The 22052-nt window shown below is 73.4% G+C and carries 22 protein-coding genes; 10 read left to right on the top strand and 12 right to left on the bottom strand.

The annotated features are described in order from the left end of the window. Positions 1–23: 23 nt before the first annotated feature. The 3 genes from DDJ31_RS02920 to DDJ31_RS02930 all read right to left on the bottom strand — a co-directional run bounded on the left by DDJ31_RS02920 (position 24) and on the right by DDJ31_RS02930 (position 3536). Positions 24–2039 carry an NADPH-dependent 2,4-dienoyl-CoA reductase gene (locus DDJ31_RS02920; RefSeq protein ID WP_127181868.1) on the bottom strand — a complete coding sequence of 672 codons (2016 nt, stop codon included), beginning with the start codon at positions 2037–2039 and terminating at the stop codon, positions 24–26. Positions 2040–2172: 133 nt separating this feature from the next. Next, the gene (locus DDJ31_RS02925; protein WP_127181867.1) at positions 2173–2541 is read right to left on the bottom strand and encodes a hypothetical protein; all 369 of its coding nucleotides are present in this window, start codon (positions 2539–2541) and stop codon (positions 2173–2175) included. Positions 2542–2660: 119 nt separating this feature from the next. Beyond that, positions 2661–3536 carry a hypothetical protein gene (locus DDJ31_RS02930; protein WP_127181866.1) on the bottom strand — a complete coding sequence of 292 codons (876 nt, stop codon included), beginning with the start codon at positions 3534–3536 and terminating at the stop codon, positions 2661–2663. Positions 3537–3829: 293 nt separating this feature from the next. On the opposite strand from DDJ31_RS02930, the gene DDJ31_RS02935 reads away from it, so the two are divergent. Next, entirely contained in the window at positions 3830–5896 is a 2067-nt protein-coding gene (locus DDJ31_RS02935) for a SpoIIE family protein phosphatase (RefSeq protein WP_127181865.1), read from the top strand. Between the two features lie 6 nt (positions 5897–5902). Here the strand turns inward: DDJ31_RS02935 and DDJ31_RS02940 are convergent, their stop codons facing one another. Continuing rightward, positions 5903–6709, bottom strand: coding sequence for a putative protein N(5)-glutamine methyltransferase (locus DDJ31_RS02940; RefSeq protein ID WP_127181864.1), 807 nt, complete (start codon positions 6707–6709; stop codon positions 5903–5905). A 238-nt stretch (positions 6710–6947) separates the two neighbouring features. Between DDJ31_RS02940 and DDJ31_RS02945 the strand changes: the two genes are divergently transcribed. Then, a complete protein-coding gene (locus DDJ31_RS02945; RefSeq protein ID WP_127181863.1) occupies positions 6948–7409 on the top strand; it encodes a MarR family winged helix-turn-helix transcriptional regulator in 462 nt (153 codons plus the stop codon). A 31-nt stretch (positions 7410–7440) separates the two neighbouring features. On the opposite strand, the gene DDJ31_RS02950 is transcribed toward DDJ31_RS02945, so the two are convergent. The 3 genes from DDJ31_RS02950 to DDJ31_RS02960 all read right to left on the bottom strand — a co-directional run bounded on the left by DDJ31_RS02950 (position 7441) and on the right by DDJ31_RS02960 (position 9922). Then, positions 7441–7932: a hypothetical protein gene (locus DDJ31_RS02950; protein ID WP_127181862.1), complete on the bottom strand. Its 492-nt coding sequence runs from the start codon at positions 7930–7932 to the stop codon at positions 7441–7443. Positions 7933–8285: 353 nt separating this feature from the next. Beyond that, positions 8286–9011 (bottom strand): GNAT family N-acetyltransferase, encoded by a 726-nt coding sequence (locus DDJ31_RS02955; protein ID WP_127181861.1) that lies wholly within the window; start codon positions 9009–9011, stop codon positions 8286–8288. Beyond that, on the bottom strand, positions 9008–9922 hold the full coding sequence (locus tag DDJ31_RS02960; RefSeq protein WP_127181860.1) for an NADP-dependent oxidoreductase: 915 nt from the start codon (positions 9920–9922) through the stop codon (positions 9008–9010). The genes DDJ31_RS02955 and DDJ31_RS02960 overlap by 4 nt, the downstream gene beginning before the upstream one ends. A gap of 213 nt (positions 9923–10135) precedes the next feature. On the opposite strand from DDJ31_RS02960, the gene DDJ31_RS02965 reads away from it, so the two are divergent. The 5 genes from DDJ31_RS02965 (at position 10136) to DDJ31_RS02985 (ending at position 14286) form a co-directional block, all read left to right on the top strand. Continuing rightward, positions 10136–10741 carry a sulfite oxidase-like oxidoreductase gene (locus tag DDJ31_RS02965; protein WP_127181859.1) on the top strand — a complete coding sequence of 202 codons (606 nt, stop codon included), beginning with the start codon at positions 10136–10138 and terminating at the stop codon, positions 10739–10741. After that, the gene (locus DDJ31_RS02970; RefSeq protein WP_127181858.1) at positions 10734–11489 is read left to right on the top strand and encodes a ferredoxin reductase; all 756 of its coding nucleotides are present in this window, start codon (positions 10734–10736) and stop codon (positions 11487–11489) included. The genes DDJ31_RS02965 and DDJ31_RS02970 overlap by 8 nt, the downstream gene beginning before the upstream one ends. A 148-nt stretch (positions 11490–11637) precedes the next feature. Then, positions 11638–12222, top strand: coding sequence for an Rv1733c family protein (locus DDJ31_RS02975; protein WP_127181857.1), 585 nt, complete (start codon positions 11638–11640; stop codon positions 12220–12222). Positions 12223–12307: 85 nt separating this feature from the next. Next, on the top strand, positions 12308–13276 hold the full coding sequence (locus tag DDJ31_RS02980; RefSeq protein WP_127181856.1) for an acetylxylan esterase: 969 nt from the start codon (positions 12308–12310) through the stop codon (positions 13274–13276). Positions 13277–13542: 266 nt separating this feature from the next. Further along, the gene (locus DDJ31_RS02985) at positions 13543–14286 is read left to right on the top strand and encodes a GntR family transcriptional regulator (RefSeq protein WP_127181855.1); all 744 of its coding nucleotides are present in this window, start codon (positions 13543–13545) and stop codon (positions 14284–14286) included. Here the strand turns inward: DDJ31_RS02985 and DDJ31_RS02990 are convergent. Next, positions 14264–15001 (bottom strand): class I SAM-dependent methyltransferase, encoded by a 738-nt coding sequence (locus DDJ31_RS02990; protein WP_127181854.1) that lies wholly within the window; start codon positions 14999–15001, stop codon positions 14264–14266. The genes DDJ31_RS02985 and DDJ31_RS02990 overlap by 23 nt on opposite strands. Positions 15002–15217: 216 nt before the next feature. Here DDJ31_RS02990 and DDJ31_RS02995 point away from each other — a divergent pair, with 216 nt between their 5' ends. Further along, positions 15218–15619, top strand: a complete 402-nt coding sequence (locus DDJ31_RS02995) for a nuclear transport factor 2 family protein (protein WP_127181853.1) — start codon at positions 15218–15220, stop codon at positions 15617–15619. A gap of 95 nt (positions 15620–15714) precedes the next feature. Here DDJ31_RS02995 and DDJ31_RS03000 read toward each other — a convergent pair whose 3' ends face one another. The 3 genes from DDJ31_RS03000 to DDJ31_RS03010 all read right to left on the bottom strand — a co-directional run bounded on the left by DDJ31_RS03000 (position 15715) and on the right by DDJ31_RS03010 (position 17968). Next, positions 15715–16761 (bottom strand): LLM class flavin-dependent oxidoreductase, encoded by a 1047-nt coding sequence (locus DDJ31_RS03000; RefSeq protein WP_127181852.1) that lies wholly within the window; start codon positions 16759–16761, stop codon positions 15715–15717. After that, positions 16761–17270, bottom strand: a complete 510-nt coding sequence (locus DDJ31_RS03005) for an SRPBCC family protein (RefSeq protein WP_127181851.1) — start codon at positions 17268–17270, stop codon at positions 16761–16763. Before DDJ31_RS03005 ends, DDJ31_RS03000 begins: the two co-directional genes overlap by 1 nt. A gap of 197 nt (positions 17271–17467) precedes the next feature. Continuing rightward, on the bottom strand, positions 17468–17968 hold the full coding sequence (locus DDJ31_RS03010; RefSeq protein WP_127181850.1) for a winged helix-turn-helix transcriptional regulator: 501 nt from the start codon (positions 17966–17968) through the stop codon (positions 17468–17470). Positions 17969–18202: 234 nt separating this feature from the next. Here DDJ31_RS03010 and DDJ31_RS03015 point away from each other — a divergent pair, with 234 nt between their 5' ends. Together DDJ31_RS03015 and DDJ31_RS03020 are read left to right on the top strand one after the other, a co-directional pair. Next, on the top strand, positions 18203–19333 hold the full coding sequence (locus tag DDJ31_RS03015; protein ID WP_171480763.1) for a chitinase: 1131 nt from the start codon (positions 18203–18205) through the stop codon (positions 19331–19333). Between the two features lie 27 nt (positions 19334–19360). Beyond that, entirely contained in the window at positions 19361–20128 is a 768-nt protein-coding gene (locus DDJ31_RS03020; protein WP_171480764.1) for an NPP1 family protein, read from the top strand. A 134-nt stretch (positions 20129–20262) separates the two neighbouring features. Here DDJ31_RS03020 and DDJ31_RS03025 read toward each other — a convergent pair whose 3' ends face one another. Then, positions 20263–21498 (bottom strand): cytochrome P450 family protein, encoded by a 1236-nt coding sequence (locus tag DDJ31_RS03025; protein WP_127181848.1) that lies wholly within the window; start codon positions 21496–21498, stop codon positions 20263–20265. Positions 21499–22052 lie beyond the last annotated feature (554 nt).

Genomic DNA, 22052 nt, shown 5'->3' on the forward strand with positions numbered 1-22052 from the left:
GGGGTCATCCTAGGGACGGGCGCCTACAGGGCCGCCGCGACCTCGGTGCCCTGCCTGACGGCGCGCTTGGCGTCCAGTTCGGCGGCCACGTCGGCGCCTCCGACGAGGTGCGCGGCGCGGCCGGCGGCGCGCAGTTCCTCGTACAGGCCGCGGCGGGGTTCCTGGCCGGTGCACAGGACGACGGTGTCGACGGCGAGGACGGTGCTCCGCCCGTCGACGGTGAGGTGGAGTCCGGCGTCGTCGATGCTGTCGTAGCGCACGCCGGGGACCATGGTGACGCCCCGGTGTTTGAGTTCGGCGCGGTGGATCCAGCCGGTGGTCCTGCCGAGGCCGCCGCCGACCTTGGTGGGCTTGCGCTGGAGCAGGTGCACGGTGCGGGGCGGCGCGGGCCGTTCGGGGGTGACGAGTCCGCCGGGGGTGCGATGGCCGGTGTCGACGCCCCAGCGGCGGAAGTACGTCGCGGGGTCCTGGCTGGCCCGCTCGCCGTCGTCGGTGAGGTAGGCGGCGACGTCGAAGCCGATGCCGCCCGCACCGAGGACGGCGACCCGGTCGCCGACGGGCGCCTCGTCGCGCAGCACGTCCAGGTAGCCGAGGACGCTCGGGTGGTCGACACCGGGGATGTCGGGGACGCGCGGGGTGACGCCGGTGGCGACCACGATGTCGTCGAACTCGGCGACGTCGGACGCCTCGACCCGCACGCCGAGCCGCAACGCGACTCCACGCGCCGCGAGTTGGTGGCGGAAGTAGCGCAGGGTCTCGTCGAACTCCTGCTTGCCGGGGACCTTGCGGGCGACGTTGAGCTGGCCGCCGATCTCGGCCGCGGAGTCGAACAGGGTGACGTGGTGGCCGCGTTCGGCCGCGGTGACCGCGCAGGCGAGCCCGGCCGGGCCCGCGCCGACCACGGCGACGCGCCTGCGCAGCCGGGTCGGGGAGAGGACCAGCTCGGTCTCGTGGCAGGCGCGCGGGTTGACCAGGCAGGAGGTGATCAGGCCGCTGAAGGTGTGGTCGAGGCAGGCCTGGTTGCAGCCGACGCAGGTGTTGATGGCCTCGGGTGTGCCGGCCCGCGCCTTGGCGACGAAGTCGGGGTCGGCGAGCATCGGGCGGGCCATCGACACCATGTCCGCGCAGCCGTCGGCGAGCAACTCCTCGGCGAGTTCGGGGGTGTTGATGCGGTTGGTGGTGACGAGCGGGACGGTCACCTCGCCCATCAGACGTCTGGTCACCCAGGTGTAGGCGCCGCGTGGCACGGACGTCGCGATGGTGGGGATACGGGCCTCGTGCCAGCCGATCCCGGTGTTGATGAGGGTCGCGCCCGCCGCCTCGACGGCCTTGGCGAGGGCGATGACCTCGTCGAGGGTGGAGCCGCCGGGGATCAGGTCCAGCATGGACAGCCGGTAGACGACGATGAAGTCGTCGCCGACCGCCGCGCGCACCCGGCGCACGATCTCGACCGGGAAGCGCGAGCGGTGCTCGTGGTCGCCGCCCCAGCGGTCGGTGCGCCGGTTGGTGGGCGCGGCGATGAACTCGTTGATCAGGTAGCCCTCGGAGCCCATGATCTCGACGCCGTCGTAGCCGGCCAGCCGGGCGAGGCGGGCGGCGCGGGCGTAGTCGTCGATGGTCTCCTCGATCTCGGCGTCGGTGAGTTCGCGCGGTCTGAAGGGGCTGATGGGGGCCTGGAGGGGGCTCGGGGCGACCAGGTCCCGGTGGTGGGCGTACCGGCCGAAGTGCAGGATCTGCATCGCGATCTTGCCGCCCTCGCGGTGCACGGCCTCGGTGATGACGGTGTGCCGTTCGGCCTCGGCCTCGGTGGTGAGGGTGGCGCCGCCCTCGTAGGGCCGTCCCGCCTCGTTGGGCGCGATGCCCCCGGTGACGATCAGGCCCACTCCCCCGCGCGCCCGCTCCGCGTAGAACGCGGCCATCCGCTCGAAGCCGTGCTCGGCCTCTTCCAGGCCGACGTGCATGGAGCCCATGAGGACGCGGTTGGGGAGCGTGGTGAAGCCCAGGTCGAGCGGGCGGAGCAGGTGCGGGTAGCGGCTCATCGTCGGGCCCTCCGTGCGGGGGTCGTGCCCCTGGTGGTCGTGCCCTCTTTGTAGAGGACCCCACCCGCATTGTGCAACTAGTTGCAAAAGATCGAGGCGCGCGTCACCCTCCCGCTCCTCGGTCCCGGACGGCCTACCTGCTCTCCAGCCTCAGGTGCACGTCCCGTTCCTGGTCGCCGGAGGCGCCCGTCAGGTCCTGGACCGAGTAGACGGACTCCAGGGCCCTCCGGAAGCGTTCCACCGCCCAGTAGCCGCCCTGCACGTCCGCCGAGACCGTCCCGTCGAGATGGGCGGGGGCGGAGCCGGTGTGCGCGTCGGCGACGTCGAACGTGCCGAGCCAGACCATCGGGCGGGTGGTGTCCTGCTGCGCGGGGGCGTCCTCGGCGGTGCGGTCCGACGCGAAGCAGGCGCACAGGGTGCCGAAGACGGTGCCGGCGTCCTGCCGGCTGCAGTCGCTGAGGAAGACGGAGACGGGTTCCGGGTGCGTTCGCTCGTGGTCCATGGCGTTCGCTCCTCTCGGGGTGGGCGGCCGGTCCGCGGCCCGGCCGGGGGTGCCCCTCGGACCGCGTCCCCCTTCAAGGGAAACACCACCGGCCGCCCGGGGCACCACCTCGGCCCCGCTCAGCCCTTCGTGAAGCGGTACGTCTTGCTGTCGGTGAGCACGCAGAAGCCCGGCGAGACGACGATGACCCGCAGGGTGCCGGTACGGCGGTCGTAGTCGATGCCCTCGGCCTCGAAGGTGCCCGAGCAGGAGCTGCGCAGCGGGAGCTGGCGCAGGGCGCTGACATGGCCGGAAACGTTCGAGGTGCCGTTCGGGGCGGCCGACAGGTCGACCTGGAGGAGCGGCTTGGTGACGCCGAACAGGCTGCCCTCCGGGTCGTCGGACGAGCACAGGAGGGTGGTGCCGGTGGAGAAGTCGCAGCCCTGGACGTCCCGGACCGGGTGGTCGAGCTGGACGGTGGAGACCTGCGGGAGGTTCGCCGACGGGGAGGTGGCGGGGTTGACGCCGGGGGTCGGGAAGACCAGGAAGCGGGTCATGGTGCCGTACTCGCCCGAGAGCATCCACTGCCCGTCGGGGGTGATCGCGACCCAGGAGTTGTTGAGGGCCTCGCCGGGGCTGAGCGTGTGGACGTACTCCGACCAGCCGCCGCCCGGCGCCTGCACGCGGTACATCTTGGCGGTGCCCGAGTCGGCCTGGTAGGGCTCGATGTAGTGGCCGTCGTAGGAGGCGTCGGGGTCGCCGACGTGGTTCCAGCCCCGGCTGGACACCGAGATCGGGATGGTGCCGATGCCGGTGTAGCGGTTGGCGCTGTTGGCCGGGACCTCGACGGAGGCCAGGCCCTGGCTCTCGGTGAGCGGGTCGGCGCGGTCGGAGCCGACCTCGGTCCAGGTGTCGGCGGCCGACGCGGGCGGCGCGGCCGACAGGACGGCCGCCGTGGCGAGGGCGAGCAGGGCGGTCAGGGTCGCGTGACAACGTTGCCGGGCGCGCGGAGCCATGGGGGAACCTCCGTGGGGCGTGAGGGGAGAAGCGTGCTCGGCGGACAGTCTGGCCGGGCCCCGTAGGCATGTACAGACCAACATCGGAACGGCGGCTGTCGGCCGGGACAACCCTGGGCGGCCCCCATCCCGCACAGCCGTCACTCGGTCACCGCTTCACCGGACAGATCCGGCCATGGTGAGAGATGGTGGAGGGGAGCGTCGGGGTGGTCACAGGTGACTTCGCGCGCGGTGGAACTGGGGAGTCGGCACGGGGGACCACGTGCCGTGCGACGGCGAAGGCGGTGCGTGTCATGGGTCCGACCGGGTTCCCGGTGACCGGCGACGAGGAATCGGTCGGCCCGAGCGGCCTGCTGGACGTGCTGGGCGTGGCCTCGGTGCTGCTGGATGCCCGGGGGCACATCGTGCTGTGGAGCCCGCACGCGGAGGAGCTGTTCGGCTACTCGGCGGCGGAGGCGCTCGGCCGGTACGCGGCCGGGATCATGGTCCACGAACGCCATGTCGACCTGGTGGTGAAGCTGTTCGCGGACGTCCTGGCCACCGGCCAGAGCTGGGCGGGCGCCTTCCCGATCCGGCACAAGGACGGCCGCACCCGGCTGGTGGAGTTCCGCAACATGCGCCTCCTCGACGACCGCGGTGACGTGTACGCGCTCGGCCTGTGCGCCGACCACGGCACGGTGCGGCGGCTCGAACGGGACGTGGCGCTCTCCACCCGGATGATCGCGCAGTCCCCGATCGGGCTCGCCGTCCTGGACACCGAACTGCGGTACGTCTCCGTCAACCCGGCTCTCGAGCGGCTGAACGGAGTGCCGGCGGAGGACCACATCGGCCGGCCGCTGCGGGAGGTGCTGCCGGACGTGGAGGTCGACGTGGTGGAGGCGGAGGCCCGGCGGGTCCTGGAGACCGGCCGTCCGCTCGTCGACCGGCGGACCGTCGGCCGCACCCCCGCCCTGCCGGACGACGACCGCGTCTGGGCGGTCTCCCTCTACCGGCTGGAGGACGCGGCCGGCCGGGTGCTCGGCGTGGCCGGTTCGGTGGTCGACGTCACCGAGGAGCACCGGGCGGGCGTCGAGGCGGAGGCGGCGCGACGGCGCCTCGCGCTGATCGCGGACGCCTCCGCGCGCATCGGCACCACCCTCGAACTGGACCGCACGGCCGACGAGTTGGCGGACGTGGCGGTGCCCGAGCTGGCGGACGTGGCCGCCGTCGACCTGCTGGAGGCGGTGGTCGAGGGCAGACGCAGCAGTTTCGGCCCCCAGGAGCCGGCGCGGATACGGGCGCTGGCCGTCAGGGGACCGGACGCGCCCGAGGCGCTGCGGGCCGCCGACCCGCCGGGGCAGGTCGCCAGGTACGGTCCCGACCGGCTGGTCACCGAGTGCGTGCGCACCGGGGAGACGGTGCTGGTGGCGGAGGTGACGGCGGCCGACCTGCCGCGCATCGCCCGCTCCCCCGAGGCGGCGGAGCTGCTGGCCCGCGCGGGCGTCCACTCCTATCTCGCCGTCCCGCTGATCGCGCGCGGCGAGGTGCTGGGCGCCCTCGACCTGAAACGGACCGGCAACCCGCTGCCGTTCAGCGCCGACGACGTGCTGCTGGCACGGGAGTTGGCGGCGCGGGCGGCCGTGCAGATCGACAACGCCCGCTGGTACCAGAACGCCCGGGACACCGCCCTGACCCTCCAGCGCAGCATGCTGCCGAGCCATCCCCGGCTGACCGGCGGTCTGGAAGTGGCCTCCCGGTACCAGCCCGCGGGCGCCACCAGCGAGGTCGGCGGGGACTGGTTCGACGTGATCCCGCTGGACGGCGGGAAGACGGCGCTGGTGGTCGGCGATGTGATGGGCAGCGGCATCGACGCGGCGGCCACGATGGGCAGGCTGCGCACCGCGACCAACACGCTGGCCGTCCTCGACCTCGATCCTGCCCGGCTCCTCGCGCACCTCGACCGCAGCAGCGACGACGTCGACCAGTCCATCGCGACGTGCGTGTACGCCGTGCACGATCCGCGCGCGGGCCAGTGCAGGATCGCCAACGCCGGGCATCTGCCGCCGGTGCGGCTGCGTCCGGGGCGCCCGCCCGAGCTGCTCGAACTGCCCACCGGGGGGCCGCTGGGGGTGGGCGGGGTGGAGTTCTCCACGACCACGGTCGACCTGGTGCCCGGCGACCGGATCGTCTTCTACACCGACGGCCTGGTGGAGACGCGCCGCCATCCCCTCGACGAGCGGCTCGACGCGCTCCTCGACCTTCTCGACGGGCCCGACGCCCCGCTGGAGGAGACGTGCGACCTGCTGCTGCGCACCCTCCACCAGCCGGACAACTCCGACGACGTCGCCCTCCTCATCGCCCGGGTGCGGGCGCCCGGCTGAGCGGGTTCACGGGCGGACGCCGAGCACCACGTGGGCGTACCGCTCCTCGTCGGTGGCGAGCCGGACGGCCAGTCCCGCGGCGCTGAACACGGCCTGGGCCGCGGCCGCCTGGCGTTCGCTCGTCTCGACCAGCAGGCAGCCGCCGGGCGCGAGCCACCGGGGCGCCCCGCCGGCCACCCGGCGCAGCACGTCGAGTCCGTCGGGGCCGCCGTCGAGGGCGACGAGCGGTTCGTGGTCGCGGGCCTCCGCAGGGAGGAGGCCGACCTCGCCGGTGGGCACGTAGGGGACGTTGGCGGCGAGGATGTCGACGCGTCCGCGCAGGTGGCCGGGGAGGGCGTCGAAGAGGTCGCCCGCGTGGGCGTGGCCGCCGGCGGCGGCGACGTTGCGGCGGGCGCAGCGGACGGCGGCGGGGTCGATGTCGGCGGCGTGCAGTTCGACGCGGGCGCCGAGCGCGTCGGCGAGGGCGGCGCCGACCGCGCCCGAGCCGCAGCACAGGTCCACGACGACCGAGGCGTCAGGGGCGTGCGCGAGGGCCTGCTCGACGAGGAACTCGGTACGGCGGCGCGGGACGAAGACGCCGGGTTCGACGGATATCCGCAGGTTCCTGAACTCGGCCCAGCCGACGACGAGTTCGAGGGGGTGCCCGGCGACCCGGCGATCCACGAGCCGGGTCAGTTCCGCGGGGGTGCGGGCGGCGTCGAGGAGGAGCCTGGCCTCGTCCTCGGCGAAGACGCAGCCGGCGGCGCGCAGCGCGGCGACGACCCGGTCACGGTGGCGGGGCGAGGATAGGGGTGCGGGATCGGAGAGGGTCATGAGGGGCGAGAGCCTTTCGGGAGCCGAAGGGCGCTCTCGTGGTCACCGGCAGCGGTGATCCGGCGTGACCGGAGGGGAGAGCACCCGACCTGACTGAGCGGTAATGGGTCTCACCTCCTCGGTGGGCGACGGCCGGGACGTTCCGCGGCCGGACGGCGTCACGGTACCCCAACGGCCCTCGGCAGGGCGATCGGCGGGTCGAGTTGTACTCTGCAACCAGGTGAGCGAGGGAGGTGCGGTGGACGCAGCCGATGCCGTGGAGGTCATCCAGCGCGAGATGACGGTGTTCGCCCGGCGGGCCCGTGCCTCGGCGGGGCGGATGCATCCCGAGCTGTCGCTGGTGTCGTACACGCTGCTCGGGCACCTGGAGGAGAGCGGCGGCTGCCGGGCCACCGATCTGGCCGCGCACTACGCGCTCGACAAGTCGACGGTCAGCCGCCAGGTGACGGCGCTGGAGCGGACCGGCCTGGTGGAGCGGCGCCAGGACGCCGAGGACCACCGGGTGCAGGTCCTCCAGCTCACGGACGCCGGGCGGCGGATCCTCGCGCAGGTCACCGAGAGCAGGCGCGCCGCGTTCCGTGAGCGGCTCGCGGAGTGGCCGGCGGCCGACCTGGAGCGGTTCGCGGATTACCTGGTCCGCTACAACACCCGCCCGGACGCCCTCGCCGACCGCGACGAGCGGGGCTCGGCGCTGTTCTGAGACCCGGCGCGGGACGGTGTGCCGTGTTCGGCTACGCCGTTCCGTCGCCCGTCGGCGTGGCCGGGTCCTCCTCGGCGAGCCGGCTGGCGAGCCTCTCTATCGCCGATCGGATGCCGTGGCCGTAGGCGTCGTCGTCGAGCGCGTCGAGGTGCTCCCGGGCCTGGGCCAGGTGGGTGCGGGCCTGTGCGGTGTCCCGGAGCCGGTGGAAGTCCGCGGCGAGGTTGAGGTGCAGGGACGGATAGAACCCGCGGATGGCCAGGGAGGAGTCGTGCTGCTTGGCCCGGTCGTCGGTGACCGACGCGGCGGCGTCCAGGGCACGCAGATCCCAGGCCAGTTCGCTCCGCGGGTCCGGCTGGAGATCGGCCATGTAGTGGGCGAGGACGCAGCGGTGGAACGGGTCGCCGTCCGGGCTGATCTCCTCCCAGATCTCGGTGAACCGCTGCCGGGCCCCGTCGAGGTCACCTGCGTGCTGCATTCGCATGGCCTCCTCGATGTGCTGCATGGTCTTGTCCTCGGTGGTCATGGCGGCCCTCTCCGTCGCTCGTCCGGTGATCGCGACGAAGCGTAGGGGCAGCCACTGACATGAGGCCGGGGTCGGCGGCGCGTGAGCGAGTGAGTGGTGTGCCATTGGTGGTTGACGGGGGCCAGGGGGGTTCTCTCCCCGGCGGCACGGCACCTCCTCCAGCGGTGCGGGGAGACCGGAGCCCCGCCGCCCTCACGAGTCCACCGCCCTCGAAAGCGGCCTCGGGACCCAGCCACCCGACGCGCCCGCCCCGCTCCGGAGTCCGATCCGGCTGCGACCGCTCGGTCCACGCCCCCTGGGCAGCAGTCCACGACACGCGCCGACCGACGGTCAGCTGATCCACAGGAGATGGCTCAGCCGACCGCCACCGCCTCCCTCTCCTCCGTCAGGTGTTCGGGGGCGCGGGCCGCAAGGAACGCCGTCGTGCGGCGCAGCCGGAAGCCGAGGGACTCGTAGAGGCGGATGGCGCCCGTGTTGGCCGCGCCGGTGTGCAGGAACGGGGTCTCGCCGCGTTCCTTGATGCCGTGCGCGACCGCGCGGATCAGCCGGGTGGCGAGCCCCTCGCCGCGGTGGGCGGGGTCGGTGCAGACGGCGCTGATCTCCGTCCAGCCCGGCGGGTGCAGCCGCTCCCCCGCCATGGCGACGAGGGCGCCCTCGCGGCGGACGCCCAGGTAGGTGCCGAGTTCGACGGTGCGGGGCAGGAAGGGGCCCGGCTGGGTGCGGGCGACCAGGTCGAGCATCTCGGGCACGTCGGCGGGGCCGAGCCTGACGGCCTCCGGCTCGGGCGCGGTGACCAGGCCGTCGTCGACGAGCTGGACGCCGTCGAGGTGGAAGACGATCTCCCAGTCGGGCGGTACCCGGCCGTTGAAGCCGAGCAGCGGGACCTCGGCGCCCGGTCCCGTGAGCGCGGCGAGGTCGGCCCAGTCGTCGGCGTCGGGTTCGTCGGGCAGGGCGATCCACGGGGTGACGTCGACGGGGTAGCGCAGGATGCGCCGGTGCCGTTCGGCGAAGTGGGCGTGCGGTCCCGTCAGCGAGGTGAGGGCGGGGTTGTCGAGGACGTGCGCTGCCTCGGCGCTCATCCGGCGACCTCGATGACGATCTTGCCGCGGGCGTGGCCTTCCTCGACGGTGCGCAGCGCCTCGTCGGCCCGTTCCAGCGGGAAGGTGTCCGTGACGTGCGGGTCGAGGTCGCCGCTGACCACGAGGGCGGCGACGGCGGCCAGTTGCGCCGAGGTGCGGTCGCGCACCACCCGCGCGCCGCCGAGCCGCTCGACCTCCGCGGGCGGGGCGCCGGCCGTGACCAGCCGGGTCCTGTCGGTGAGGAGGGTCGCCGCCTCGGCGAGGACGTCGCCGCCGACGAGGTCGTAGACGCCGTCCACGGTGCCGGGCACCCGGGTGGTCCAGCCGTCGCCCGAGGGGACGTGGGTGGCGCCGAGGGACTCCACGAGGTCCCGCTTGCCCTCGCTGGCGAGGCCGAGCACCCGCAGTCCGAAGGACCGCGCGATCTGCACGGCGGCCACCCCGACGCCGCCGCCCGCGCCGGTCACCAGCAGGGTGTCGCCGGGCGAGAGGCCGATCTGGCGGACGCCGTCGTAGGCGGTGACGCCCGCGACCGGGAGGGTCGCGGCGTCGGTGAAGGAGAGCCCGTCGGGCTTGGCGGCGATCAGGTCGGTCGACAGGAGCGCGTAGGTGGAGTAGCCGCCTTCGACGGGCCGGCCGAACACGGCGTCGCCGACGGCGGGCTCGGTCACGCCCTCGCCCGTCTCCTCGACGACGCCGGAGACCTCGTTGCCGAAGACGGCGGGGAAGACGCCCTCGCCGGTCTCGCCGGGGCGCCGGTAGCCGGTGCGCTGCTTCCAGTCGACGGGGTTCACGCCCGCGGCGCGCACCGCCACCAGTACCTGGCCCGGCCCCGGAACGGGCCGCTCCACCTCCACCAGGGCCTCGGTCTCCGGTCCGCCGTAGCGGGTGAACACATACGCCTCGGGCATGGCTGCCACTCTCCTTCGCTTCCGCCCGGTATCCGGTGGTACGGGCACCGGCCCGGTCCTCCTCCGGGAAGGAAGATCGACGCGCGGCTATTCCCGGGCTCCGGGACTGTTCACGCCGCCTTAACGATCGGTGGCCCTCCCCGGGCGGGAGCACACCTGACGTGCACGTACCGTTGAAACGTCATCGATCGTCCCGACCTTCCGTGGGAACCCATGAACGTCACCCGCGACTTCACCGGGCGCGCACGCGTCCACAACCCGGGGCTGCCGCCCGGCCAGTACGACGCGGGCGACGACTGGCCCGTGCTCTCCGCCGAGGTCACGCCCGATCTGACGGCCGCCGACTGGAGCTTCCGGGTCGACGGCCTGGTGGAGCGTCCCCGCGCGTGGGACTGGGACGAGGCGCGCGCCCTGCCGGGCTCCGAGTACGCGGGCGACATCCACTGCGTGACGAGCTGGTCGAAGTTCGGGGTGCGGTTCGGGGGCGTCTCCCTCGACGCCTTCCTCGACGTCGTGCGGCCGCTGCCGACCGCCACCCACGCGGTCGCCTACGCGCACACCGGGTACACCACCAATCTGCCGCTGGCGGATCTGACCGGCGGACGGGCGTGGATCGCCTTCGAGTACGGGGGCAGGCCGCTGCCGCCCGAGCACGGCGGGCCCGCCCGGCTGCTGGTACCGCACCTGTACTTCTGGAAGAGCGCCAAGTGGATAGCCGGCATCCGGCTCCTCGACCACGACGAGCCGGGTTTCTGGGAGCAGAACGGCTACCACGCGCGCGGCAACCCCTGGCGCGAGCAGCGGTACGCCGGTGACTGAGACGAGCACGCCGCGCACCCGGTTCGCGGTGCCGGGACGGATCGCGGTCAGCAACCGGGCTGCCGCGCGGTGGCAGACCGCGACCCTCACCGAGATCCGGCGCGAGACGCCGCGCGCGGCCAGTTTCCGGTTCGCGGTGCCCGCCTGGGCGGGGCATCTGCCCGGCCAGCACCTGATGCTGCGGCTGACCGCGCCGGACGGGTACACGGCCCAGCGGCACTACTCGATCTCCTCCGCGCCCGACGACTCCGGGCACCTGGAGCTGACCTTGGACCATGTCGACGGCGGTGAGGTGTCGGGCTGGTTCCACACCCGGGCGCGGCCCGGCGACGAGGTGGCGGTGCGGGGGCCGCTGAGCGGCTTCTTCGCCTGGCCGGGCGACCGGCCCGCGCTGCTGGTCGGGGCGGGTTCCGGGGTCGTCCCGCTGATGTCGATGGTGCGGCTGCACCGGGCGCGTGGGCTCACGGTGCCGCTGCGGCTGCTGGTGTCGGCGCGCAGCCCCGAGGAGCTGATCTACGCCCGCGAGTACGGCGCCGAGACCCTGCCGGTCTTCACGCGCGAGGCGCCGCCCGGGGTGCCGGTGGGGCGGCTGGCCGCCGCGCACCTGGCGCCGGTGCTGGCCGAGCGGCCCGCGGGCGGCTGGGAGGCGTACGTGTGCGGCTCGAACGCCTTCGCCGAGCACGCGTCGCGGCTGCTGGTGGCGGCCGGGCAGCCGGTGGACCGGATCCGGATCGAGCGCTTCGGCTGACGGTCCCAGGACCGGCCGGGAGCCGCCGCGCCGCGCCGGGGTGCGCCGGGCGGGGGGTGTGCGGACTCGCACGTCCGGTCCGTGCGGAGCGACAATGGGACCCGGACACGGAACGCCCCTCCGGCATCGCTGAGGCGAGGAGGTCGGCATGCGGACCCGGGTGCGCGGCTGGCGCTGGCGGCAGAACCCGCTGCGGCGCCACTCGGACGTCGTCGAGGCTTGGACGGCGCTCCTGGTGGCGGTGCTGCTGTGTCTGGGGGCGCCGCTCGCCGGTGTGATGGCCGGCTGGTGGGCGCACGACTACGCGTACACGGTCGCGGCGGCCCAGCGGGCCCGGCTGCACGAGGTGCGCGCCGAGGTCGTCGGCCTGGACGCGGCCACCCAGCCCGGGGTGGGCGCCGGGGACGGCAGCGCCTACCGGGCGACGGTCCGCTGGACGGAACCGCACTCCGGGCGGCACACCACCACCGCGCCCGTCCCGCCGCAGTCACGGCAGGGCTCGGTGGTGGAGATCTGGCTCGACTCCCGGGGCCGGGCGGTGCCCGCGCCACCGGGTGACACGGCGGTCTGGCAGCACGCCGTGACGATGGGCGCCTGCGCGGCGGGCGGCACGGCCGGCGCGGTCCTGCTCGGCAACGCCGTGGTGCGCCGCACGGCGACCCGGCACCGGATGGCCGAGTGGGAGCGGGACTGGGCGAGGACCGAACCGGAATGGCGGCCGCGACGGCTGTGAGGTGGGCCGGAAGCCCTGGTAAGCGGCCGGACCGCCCACGTACGGTGTGATCATCCGCACGGTCCCTTCACAAAGGCGGTCCCCGATGGCCCTGTTCGATCTGCCCGTCGACGAACTGCGCGCGTACCGCAGCGAGTCCACCGAGCCCGACGACTTCGACGCGTTCTGGGCGACGACCCTCGACGAGACCCGCGCGCACGACCTGGACGCCCGCTTCGAACCGGTCGACACCGGGCTCACCACCGTGGACGTGTACGACGTGACGTTCAGCGGGTTCGGCGGGCACCAGGTGAAGGGCTGGCTGACGCTGCCCGCGGGCACCGACCGGCCGCTGCCGCTGGTGGTGGAGTTCGTCGGGTACGGCGGCGGGCGCGGACTGCCCCACGAGCATCTGCTGTGGGCGTCCACGGGCCGGGCGCACTTCCTGATGGACACCAGGGGCCAGGGCAGTGCCTGGGGCGCGGGCGGCGGCACCGCCGACCCGGTGGGCGGAGCGCCCTCGTACCCGGGGTTCATGACGCGCGGCCTGGACGCGCCGGAGAACTACTACTACCGCCGGGTGTTCACGGACGGCGTGCGCGCGGTCGAGGCGGCCCGCTCGCACCCGCTGACGGACGCGTCCCGCACGGTGGTGCTGGGCGCCAGCCAGGGCGGCGGCATCACGCTCGCCGTCGGCGGTCTGGTGCCCGACCTGGTGGCGGTCGCCCCCGATGTGCCGTTCCTGTGCGACTTCCCGCGCGCCACCGTCCTGACGGACCGTCACCCGTACCGCGAGATCGGCCTGTTCCTCAAGACGCACCGGGGCCGTACCGGCGACGCGCTGCGCACCCTCTCCTACTTCGACGGGGTGCACTTCGCGGCCCGCGGCACGGCACCGGCGCTGTTCTCCACCGCTCTCGAGGACCAGACCTGCCCGCCCTCCACGGTCTACGCGGCCTTCAACGCCTGGAACCACGAGGACAAGGCGATCGAGGTGTACGACTTCAACGACCACGAGGGCGGCGGCCCGTTCCAGGAGGCCGCGAAGGTCCGCTGGCTGGGCGCGTACGCCTGACGAGGCCCGGGGCGCGGCGGGATGCGGCGGGCGGGCCGGGGCGGGGCGGGCCTGGGCGGGACCGCCAGGTGTGGGTGGTCGTGGGTCAGTTGCCGGGGGTCAGGCGCCGGGTGTCGGGGGTCAGGTGCCGGGTGATCCTTCGGCCGCGCGGTGCGGTTTCGGCCGAACCGAGCGGCCGCCCTTCCCTGGCTGTTTAGACCAATGTTAGATCTGGTGGCGCAATGAGCCCGCACGGCTACCCCCTGTCACCGATCAGGAGGCGCGGCATGGCCCGCACCACCCCGCACGACCAACCATCCCCCACGGAAAGGCCGTTGTACTGGCGCGTCGCCGGCGAACTCCTCGACGAGCTGCGCGAAGGCGCCGCCGTTCCGGGCCAACGACTGCCGAGCGAAAGGCGATTGGCCCGGCACTACGGCGTCAGCAGGGAGACCGTGAGGCAGGCCCTCGAAGTGCTGCGCCGGGACGGGCGGGTCGTCACCGACCGGCGCGGCACCCAGGTCACGCTGCCCGGGGCCGCGGGCCGGGCCCCGTCCGCGATCACCTTCCCGGTGGGGTCGAGGAGCGTCGAGCCGGGGGCCGCCGACCGGGCCACGGTCACCTGGGAGACCCCGCCGCCCGAGCATGCCGAAGCGCTCGGACTGGCCCCGCACCGGCCGACGTTGGTGCACCGGTACGCGTCGGCGGGGGCCGACGGCAGCGACCGGCGGTCCGCTCTGACATCGTTTTCCCCGATCGCGCTCTCCGAGGTCGCGGAGCTGGCCCGCTACCGGGACCGCGCCGACGGCACCGCCCCGGCCCAACTCCGGCTGGCCTACGACTGGATGCGCAAGGCGGGTCTGACCCTGCACCACCGGGACTCCATCACCCGGCTCGCGGACACCCCGTCGGTCCGGGTGACCCGGCGCGTGCACGACCAGTACGCGCGCCCGCTGGAGATCACCGATCTGCTGGTGGACGCCCGACAGGACGTGCTGGTCTACGAGTTCACGCTGCCGGCGGCAGGCTGACCCGCGCCCTGCGCGCCGTCACCAGGCAGGCCCGGGGGCTGCCGTCCGCGCGTTCGCCGAACTCGGCGAGCGGGCGCCGCTCCACCACGAAACCGGCCCGCCGCAGCTCCCGGCCGACCTCGCCGAGCCGGAAGGCCCGGTAGTACATCACGAACGGCGGGCGCCGGACGGCGTTGCGCACGCGCATGCAGGCGTCGAAGCCGAGCAGCGCCCAGTACAGCGGGGAGGTCGGCCGGGGCGGGGCGAGGACGGGGAAGGCGAAGGTGCCGCCCGGCCGCAGCACGGAGTGCACCTGGGTGAAGAGGCCGGGCAGTTCGGCGGGCAGGAAGTGGCCGAACGCCCCGAAGCTCACGACCAGGTCGAAGGCGCCGGGGCGGAACGGGAGGCGGCGCGCGTCGGCGCGGACTAAGGAGGCGTGCGGGGCGGCGCGGCGGGCCACGTCCAGCATGCCGGTGCTGAAGTCGACGCCGGTGGCCCTCCCCCGGCACACCGCGTCGAGCACCGGCAGCCCCGCGCCGGTGCCGCAGCACAGGTCGAGTCCATCGCCGTAGGGGCCGGTCCGCCGCAGGGCCGCGGCGACCGCGTCGAGGACGGAGTCCGGGGTGCGGAACGGCGTGTGGTCGAACTTCGGGGCGAGCAGGTCGTACCCGCGCTCGACGGAGGACAGCGCCTGGACGGCGAGTTCACGCAGGCTGGGGCCTTCGGGGCTGAACACCTGCCCGAGCTTAGGGCCTGCCGTCCGGATCACGCGCCGGAACCCGGGACCGGGAGCGGCGGAGGGACGCGTGGACAGTGCGCGCCGGCCTGGATATGCTCATCCGCACCTAGTCAATTAGTTCACTATCACTGTCACCGCGGCGGCACGCGGTGCTCTCCCTTGTGGTCGAGTCGGCTGCCGCCGCCCCCGCTCCTCTCCCCGTGAGGTGATCAGATGCGCGCGTTCCGTGAGGCGGTCGAGGCCGGTGATCTCGATGCCGTCGAGGCGCTGCTGGCCGAGGACGTCGTCTTCACCAGTCCCGTCGCGTTCAAGCCGTACCCGGGCAAGGCGATCACCGCGGCGATCCTGCGCGCGGTCACCCGGATCTTCGAGGACTTCCGGTACGAGCGTGAGCTGGCCGGCGCGGACGGCCGTGATCACGCGCTGGTGTTCAGGACCCGGGTCGGCGGGCGTGAGCTGACCGGCTGCGACTTCATCCATCTCGACGAGAACGGTCTGATCGACGAACTCACCGTGATGGTGCGGCCGTTGTCGGCGGCGCAGGCGCTGTCCGAGGCGATGGGCGCGCAGTTCGACCGGATCGTCGAGGAGGCGGAGCGGAGCGGCACGCGGTGAACCGCGGGGCGGAACCCGGGACATGGCTCAGCGATGGTCCGACCTGTTCGGGGAGCGTCGGGACAGCGGTGGACGGCGCCGCCCCGGGGTGGGTGTCAGATCGCGTGGACGAGTTCGATCGCGCGGCCGAGGGTGGCGAGCCGCTCCTCCAGGGTCCGGCCCGCCGGGTAGAGCCGCACGGTGTCGACGCCCGCGTCCCGCCACACCCCGAGCCTCGCCCGGACCATCGGTTCGGTGCCGATCAGGGTGGTGGCCAGGACCATGTCGTCGGTGACGAGCCCGGCCGCGCCGTCCCGGTCCCCGGCCTGCCAGCGGGTGCGCACCTCGGCGGCGACCTCGGCCCAGCCCTGCCGGCTGTAGGCGCGGTGGTAGAAGTTGGTGGAGGCCGAGCCCATGCCGCCCAGGCTGAAGGCGAGTTCCTTCTTGCGTCCGGCGACCATCGCGGCGAGGGCGTCCTCGTCGGGGGCGAAGGCGACCTCGGCGCCCTGGCAGACGTCGAGGTCGGCGCGGGTGCGTCCGGCGCGGGCGAGGCCCTCGTCGAGCGGGGCGAAGTAGGCGTCGGCGGCGCCCTCGGGCACGAAGCTGGTGCCGAGCCAGCCGTCGGCGATCTCGGCGGTCAGCCGCAGCATGGCGGGCGAGAGGGCGGCGAGGTGGATCGGCAGCGGGTGCTCGGCGCGCAGGGAAAGCCGCATCGGGACGGCCTCACCGCCGGGCAGTGGAATGGTGAACTCCTGCCCCGTGTAGGCGAGTTTGCCGCCCGCGACGACCTGTCTGACGATCTCCACGGTCTCCCGCATCCGGGCCAGCGGCCGGGCGAAGGGGACGCCGTGCAGCCCCTCGATCACCTGCGGTCCCGAGGCGCCGAGGCCGAGCAGGAACCGTCCGCCGGAGAGGTTGGAGAGGGTGATCGCGGTCTGGGCGACGGCCACCGGGGTGCGGGTGGCGAGTTGCATGATCCCGGAGCCCAGCAGCATGCGGTCGGTGCGGGCCGCGTAGTAGCCGAGGGCGGAGGGCGCGTCGGAGCCCCATGCCTCGGCGACCCAGCAGACGTCGAGGCCGAGGCGTTCGGCCTCGGTGACGAACTCGGCCTGCTCGGACCAGTGTTCGCCGCCGGACGCCTCGACGGTGGTGGCGGCGCGCATCAGTTCCGCTCCGCCAGGCGCTTGATGCGGTCGAGGGTGGCCGTCATGTTCCGTTCGAACTCGCGCAGCCGGACGAAGACGATCTTCTGCTCCTTCTCCGGCATCCGCTCGATGGCCCGGCTCAGTCCTGAGCTGCCGGGGCCCATCCGCACCCACTCGGTCAGTTCGGTGCCGCCGCGTTCGGCCCGGAGTCCGAAGCGCCAGAGCGCGGTCGGTTCGGCGACGTCCTGCACCGCCCAGGCGAAGGCACGCGCGGGCGCGCACTCGACGACGTAGGAGGTGGTGGACCACTCGCCGAGCGCGTCATGGCGGCTGCGGCCCAGGAAGCGGGCGCCGAGCGCGGGCTTCGTGGCGCCGTCGAGCCATTCGGCGGAGCGGAGTTCGTCGCTCAGCTCCGGCATCAGCGCGATGTCGCTGACCAGCGGCCAGACGCGTTCGGGCGGGGCGTCGATCCAGGTCCGCACCTCGACCGTGGGTCCGTCGGCGTAGCGTGCGCCCGTCCACTCCACAGCGGTCGGCCTCCTCGCCTTTAGCGGGTCTGACCTCCAGAGTTGCTTCATAGGACTCACCCTGTCAAGGGAACGCGCCCAGCCCTGCGGAACCGGCCGGGCCGAATCGGCGGGATCAGGACGTGCCGGCCCGGTGGGACGACGACGCGCCTTTCGGCGGAATCGGCTCCGAGCGGCCTCCTCGTCGGGCGGCGGGATCAGTCGACGCCGAACCGGCGCCGCACCTCGGGGCGTTCGCGCAGCCGATCGGGGAAGCCGGGGCCCATCCGCATCGCGGTGTCGTCGGCGCGCAGCGGCTCGCGGCAGGCGGCGCAGACCACCTCGGCCTCGGTGTCGTGGCCGCAGCGGTCGTGGCGCAGGACGACCGGGGCGCCCTCCTCGCCGGCGAGCCACCGGTCGCCCCAGCGGGTCAGCGCGGCCAGCACCGGGAAGAAGTCGCGGCCCTTCTCCGTCAACACGTATTCGTGGCGCGGGGGTTCGTCCTCGTAGCGGCGGGTGTCGAGCAGCCCGGCCTCCACCAGTCTGCGCAGCCGGTCGGCGAGGGTGTTGCGGGAGATGCCCAGTTCCCGCTGGAACGCGTCGAAGCGGCGGACTCCGTAGAAGGCCTCGCGCAGCACCAGGGGCGTCCACGCGTCGCCCAGCAGATCCACGGTCCTGGCGATCGAGCAGGGCCAGTGCGAGAAGGACGTACGTCTCATCCGTTCACGATAGCCACTCCCCCGCCGGGGCCCGGCCGGTGCCGGGGTCAGGGCCCGTCCGGCCGTCGACGGCGTTCCTCTCCACGCCTGTTGACGCATCTGACCGGCACCTGTCAAGGTCTGGACCAAGGGGCGAGCGGGCTTTCCACCACCCCTCCGCGGTCCACCAACACCCCTTTCCCCACAGGGCGTTGAACCCCCCACCCACCCCCGCACCACCAAGGAGTGACAGCGATGTCCACCCCTCGTTTCCGCCGGATCCGGCCCAGACGGCTCGCCGTCGCCACCGTGCTCACCGCCCTCTTCACCGCCTTCCTGAACGTCACGCCCGCGAGCGCGGCGGACGGGCAGATCAGCGGGCTCGCCGGGAAGTGCGTCGACGTCGCCGCCGCGAACAACGCCAACGGCACCGCCGTCCAGCTCTACGACTGCAACGGCACCGCCGCGCAGATCTGGTCCAACCCGGGCGACGGCACCCTGCGGGCGCTCGGCAAGTGTCTGGACGTCGTCGACCGCGGCACCGGTGACGGCGCCGCCGTCCAGCTGTGGGACTGTTCCGGCGGCAGCAACCAGCAGTGGGTGGTGACCGCCGCCCGCGACATCGTGAACCCGGCCGCCGACAAGTGCCTCGACGTCCGCGACAACAACAGCGCCAACGGCACCCGGTTGCAGATCTGGACCTGCTCGGGCACCGCCAACCAGAAGTGGAACGCGCCCGCGAGCGGCGGAGGCGGCGGCACCCCGTCCGGATTCGTGGTGAGCGAGGCCCAGTTCAACCAGATGTTCCCTGGCCGGAACTCCTTCTACACCTACAGTGGGCTCACCGCCGCGCTCAGCGCCTACCCCGGCTTCGCCACCACGGGCGGCGACACCGTGAAGAAGCAGGAGGCGGCGGCGTTCCTCGCCAACGTCAACCACGAGACCGGCGGACTCGTGTACATCGTTGAGCAGAACACCGCCAACTACCCGCACTACTGCGACCCCGGCCAGCCCTACGGCTGCCCGGCGGGCCAGGCCGCCTACTACGGCCGCGGGCCCATCCAGCTCAGCTGGAACTTCAACTACAAGGCGGCGGGCGACGCGCTCGGCATCGATCTGCTCAACAACCCCTGGCAGGTGGAGAACAACGCCTCCGTCGCCTGGAAGACGGGCCTCTGGTACTGGAACACCCAGTCGGGCCCCGGCACCATGACGCCCCACAACGCGATGGTGAACGGCGCCGGCTTCGGCCAGACCATCCGCTCCATCAACGGCTCCCTCGAATGCGACGGCCGCAACCCGGCACAGGTGCAGAGCCGCGTCGACGCCTACCAGCGCTTCGCCCAGATCCTCGGTGTCACGCCGGGCGCCAACCTCTACTGCTGACCGCGCGGCCCGCAACCAGGAGCACAGATGAGCACGTTGAAGTCCCTCACCCGGGCGGTCCTCGGCGCGGTCGGCGCGCTGGCACTCGTCGTGGCGGTACCGGCAGGCGCGCACGCGAGCGTGCTGCGACAACTCCCGCAGAACGCCGACGGCCTGGAGCAGACGTTCTCCCCGGCCTACGACTACGACAAGGACGGCTGCTACGCGACGGCGGCCATCGGCGCCGACGGCACCCTCAACCCCGGGCTCAAGCTGGGCGGTGACGTCAACGGCCACTGCCACGACCCCGCCCAGCTCGCCGCCGCCAACACCTACGCACGGGAGAAGTGCAACAACGGCTGGTGCGCGGTGATGTACGCCAGCTACTTCGAGAAGGACCAGGCCACCCTGGGTCCCGCGGCGATCGGGCACACCCACGACTGGGAGCACGTCGTGGTGTGGATCCGCGACAACGAGGTCCAGTACGTGGCGGTGTCGCAGCACAGCGGGTACCAGATCGCCGCGCGGTCGGCCATCCGCTTCGACGGCACCCACCCGAAGGTCGTCTACCACAAGGACGGCGCCTCCACGCACTGCTTCCGCTTCGCGAGCGCGGGCGACGAGCCGCCCGAGAACTCCACCGGCGGCTGGTTCTACCCCCGCCTCGTCGGCTGGAACGGCTACCCGGACGGGCTGCGCGACAAGCTGATGGGCGCGAACTTCGGCAGCGCCACCCTGAAGATCAGGGACAGTGACTTCGCGTACTGGCTCGGCCGGGGCAAACCGTCCGGCATCCCCTTCGAGCCCGACGCCTGACAGGTCGCCCGCGGGCGCCTGCCTCGACCTGACGGACGGTGCCCGCGCCCGGCTCGGGGGCGGCCTCGACCCGGCCGCGGGGCACCTCGCCGTCACCCGGCCGGTCCTCGGCCGACGGGCCCGCGCGCGGCGGGTCAGGCGCGCAGGCGGACCGGCAGGGTGCGGACGCTGTTGCCGACGAAGCTCGCGTGGCGCGGGAGTTGCTCCTCCGGCACCGCCAGGTCGAGGTCAGGGAAGCGGGTGAAGAGGCGGCCGAGCGCGGTGGTCGCCTCGATCCGGGCGAGCGGGGCGCCCAGGCAGTAGTGGGCGCCGTGACCGAGCGAGAGGTGCCGGGCGGCGTCCGGGCGCCGGGGGCGGGTGACGTCGAAGCGGTCGGCGTCGGCGCCGTGCGCGGCCGGGTCGCGGCCCGCGGCGGAGTACCCGGCGAGCACCGGGGTGCCGGCCGGGATCACCGTCCCGCCGAAGGTCAGGTCCCGCACCGGGTAGCGGAACGGGAAGTAGCTCACCGGCGCGTCCCAGCGCAGCGTCTCCTCCACCACGTCGCCCCAGTCGGCGCGCCCCTCCCTCACCAGGTCGAGCTGGTCGCGGTGGGCGCAGAGGGCGCGGACCGCGTTGGTGATCAGGTTGAGGGTGGTCTCGTGCCCCGCGATGATCATCAGGACCAGGGTGCCGATCAGTTCGGCGTGGCTGAGCCGGTCGCCGTCCTCGTCGCGGGCGGTGAGCAGGGCGGTGGTGAGGTCGTCGCCCGGGTCCTGGGCCTTGGCCGCGGCGAAGGCGGTGAGGGTCTCGGCCAGTTCCCGGTTGGCGGCGATCGACCGCTCGGGCGTGATGTCGGTGGCCACGACCTGGTTGGAGAGGTGGTGGAGCCGGTCGCGGTGGGCGGCGTCGACACCGAACAGCTCACCGATCACGCCCATCGGCAGTGGCAGCGCGAAGTGCCGCCGCAGATCGGCGACCTGGCCGTTCTCCTCGGCGGCCCGCTCCAGGTCGTCGAGGAGCGATTCCGTCAACTCGGCGATCCTGGGCCGGAGTTCCTCGACCCGCCGGGTGGTGAAGGCCCGGCTGACCAGGGAGCGAAGCCGTCGGTGGTCGGCGCCGTCGGCGGTGGTCATGCCCTGTACGGACGCGAAGGTGGCCAATGGCCACCCCGGCGGGATCCCGCCCTCCCGCAGGGCGGTGAAGTGCCGTGCGTTCTTGGCGACTTCGGGATGCGCCAGGAACTCCCGGAGCGTGTCGTGGCCGAGGACGGCCATCCCCTCGACCTCGCCCGGCAGGACGACCGCGGCGACCGGACCCTCGGCGAGCATCCGGGCGTTGGCGGCGTGCGGGCAGCCGCCCGCGGGGTCGAGTCGGTGCTGGGCGGTGGTCATGGGCGCTCCCGACGGCCGGACGAGATGACGAGCTGATCGAGATGACGAGCTGACGAGCTGACGAGCTGATCGAGGTGACGAGATACAGACGCAGCCGATCGTAGGGGCGGCGCCCCCGATGACGACGCCGGTTCCGCGTCAATCCCGGGCGGGTGGCCTGGAACAGCGGGCAGCACGGAACGCGCGGGTGGCCCGGACCACGCGGAGTACACGGGCGGCGCGGACGGCGCGGACGGTGCGAACGGCGCGGGGTACGCGGGCGGAATACGCAGGGCGGTCGAGGCGTTGAAACCGGCAGGAAGACCTCCGGGCAGGAACCTCCCGGCAGGAGGACCTTCCGCCGGACGTGTCCGGGGCCGGTGAGGTCGGCGCCGCGAACCGCGTGCCTCACCCGCGTCCCGGTACGCCTGTGGTACAGTCACGGCAGCACTTGTGCACGCCCCACTCAGGGGCGCCGGTGCAGTTCTTCTCTCCACGCCGTATCGCCACCGTTCCCGGTCGGCATCCCGGCTCTCCAGCATCACCTCGTGACCGGTACGACCGTGTCGTACCCC

The sequence above is a fragment of the Streptomyces griseoviridis genome (genome assembly GCF_005222485.1).
Taxonomy (GTDB): Bacteria; Actinomycetota; Actinomycetes; order Streptomycetales; family Streptomycetaceae; genus Streptomyces; species Streptomyces hintoniae.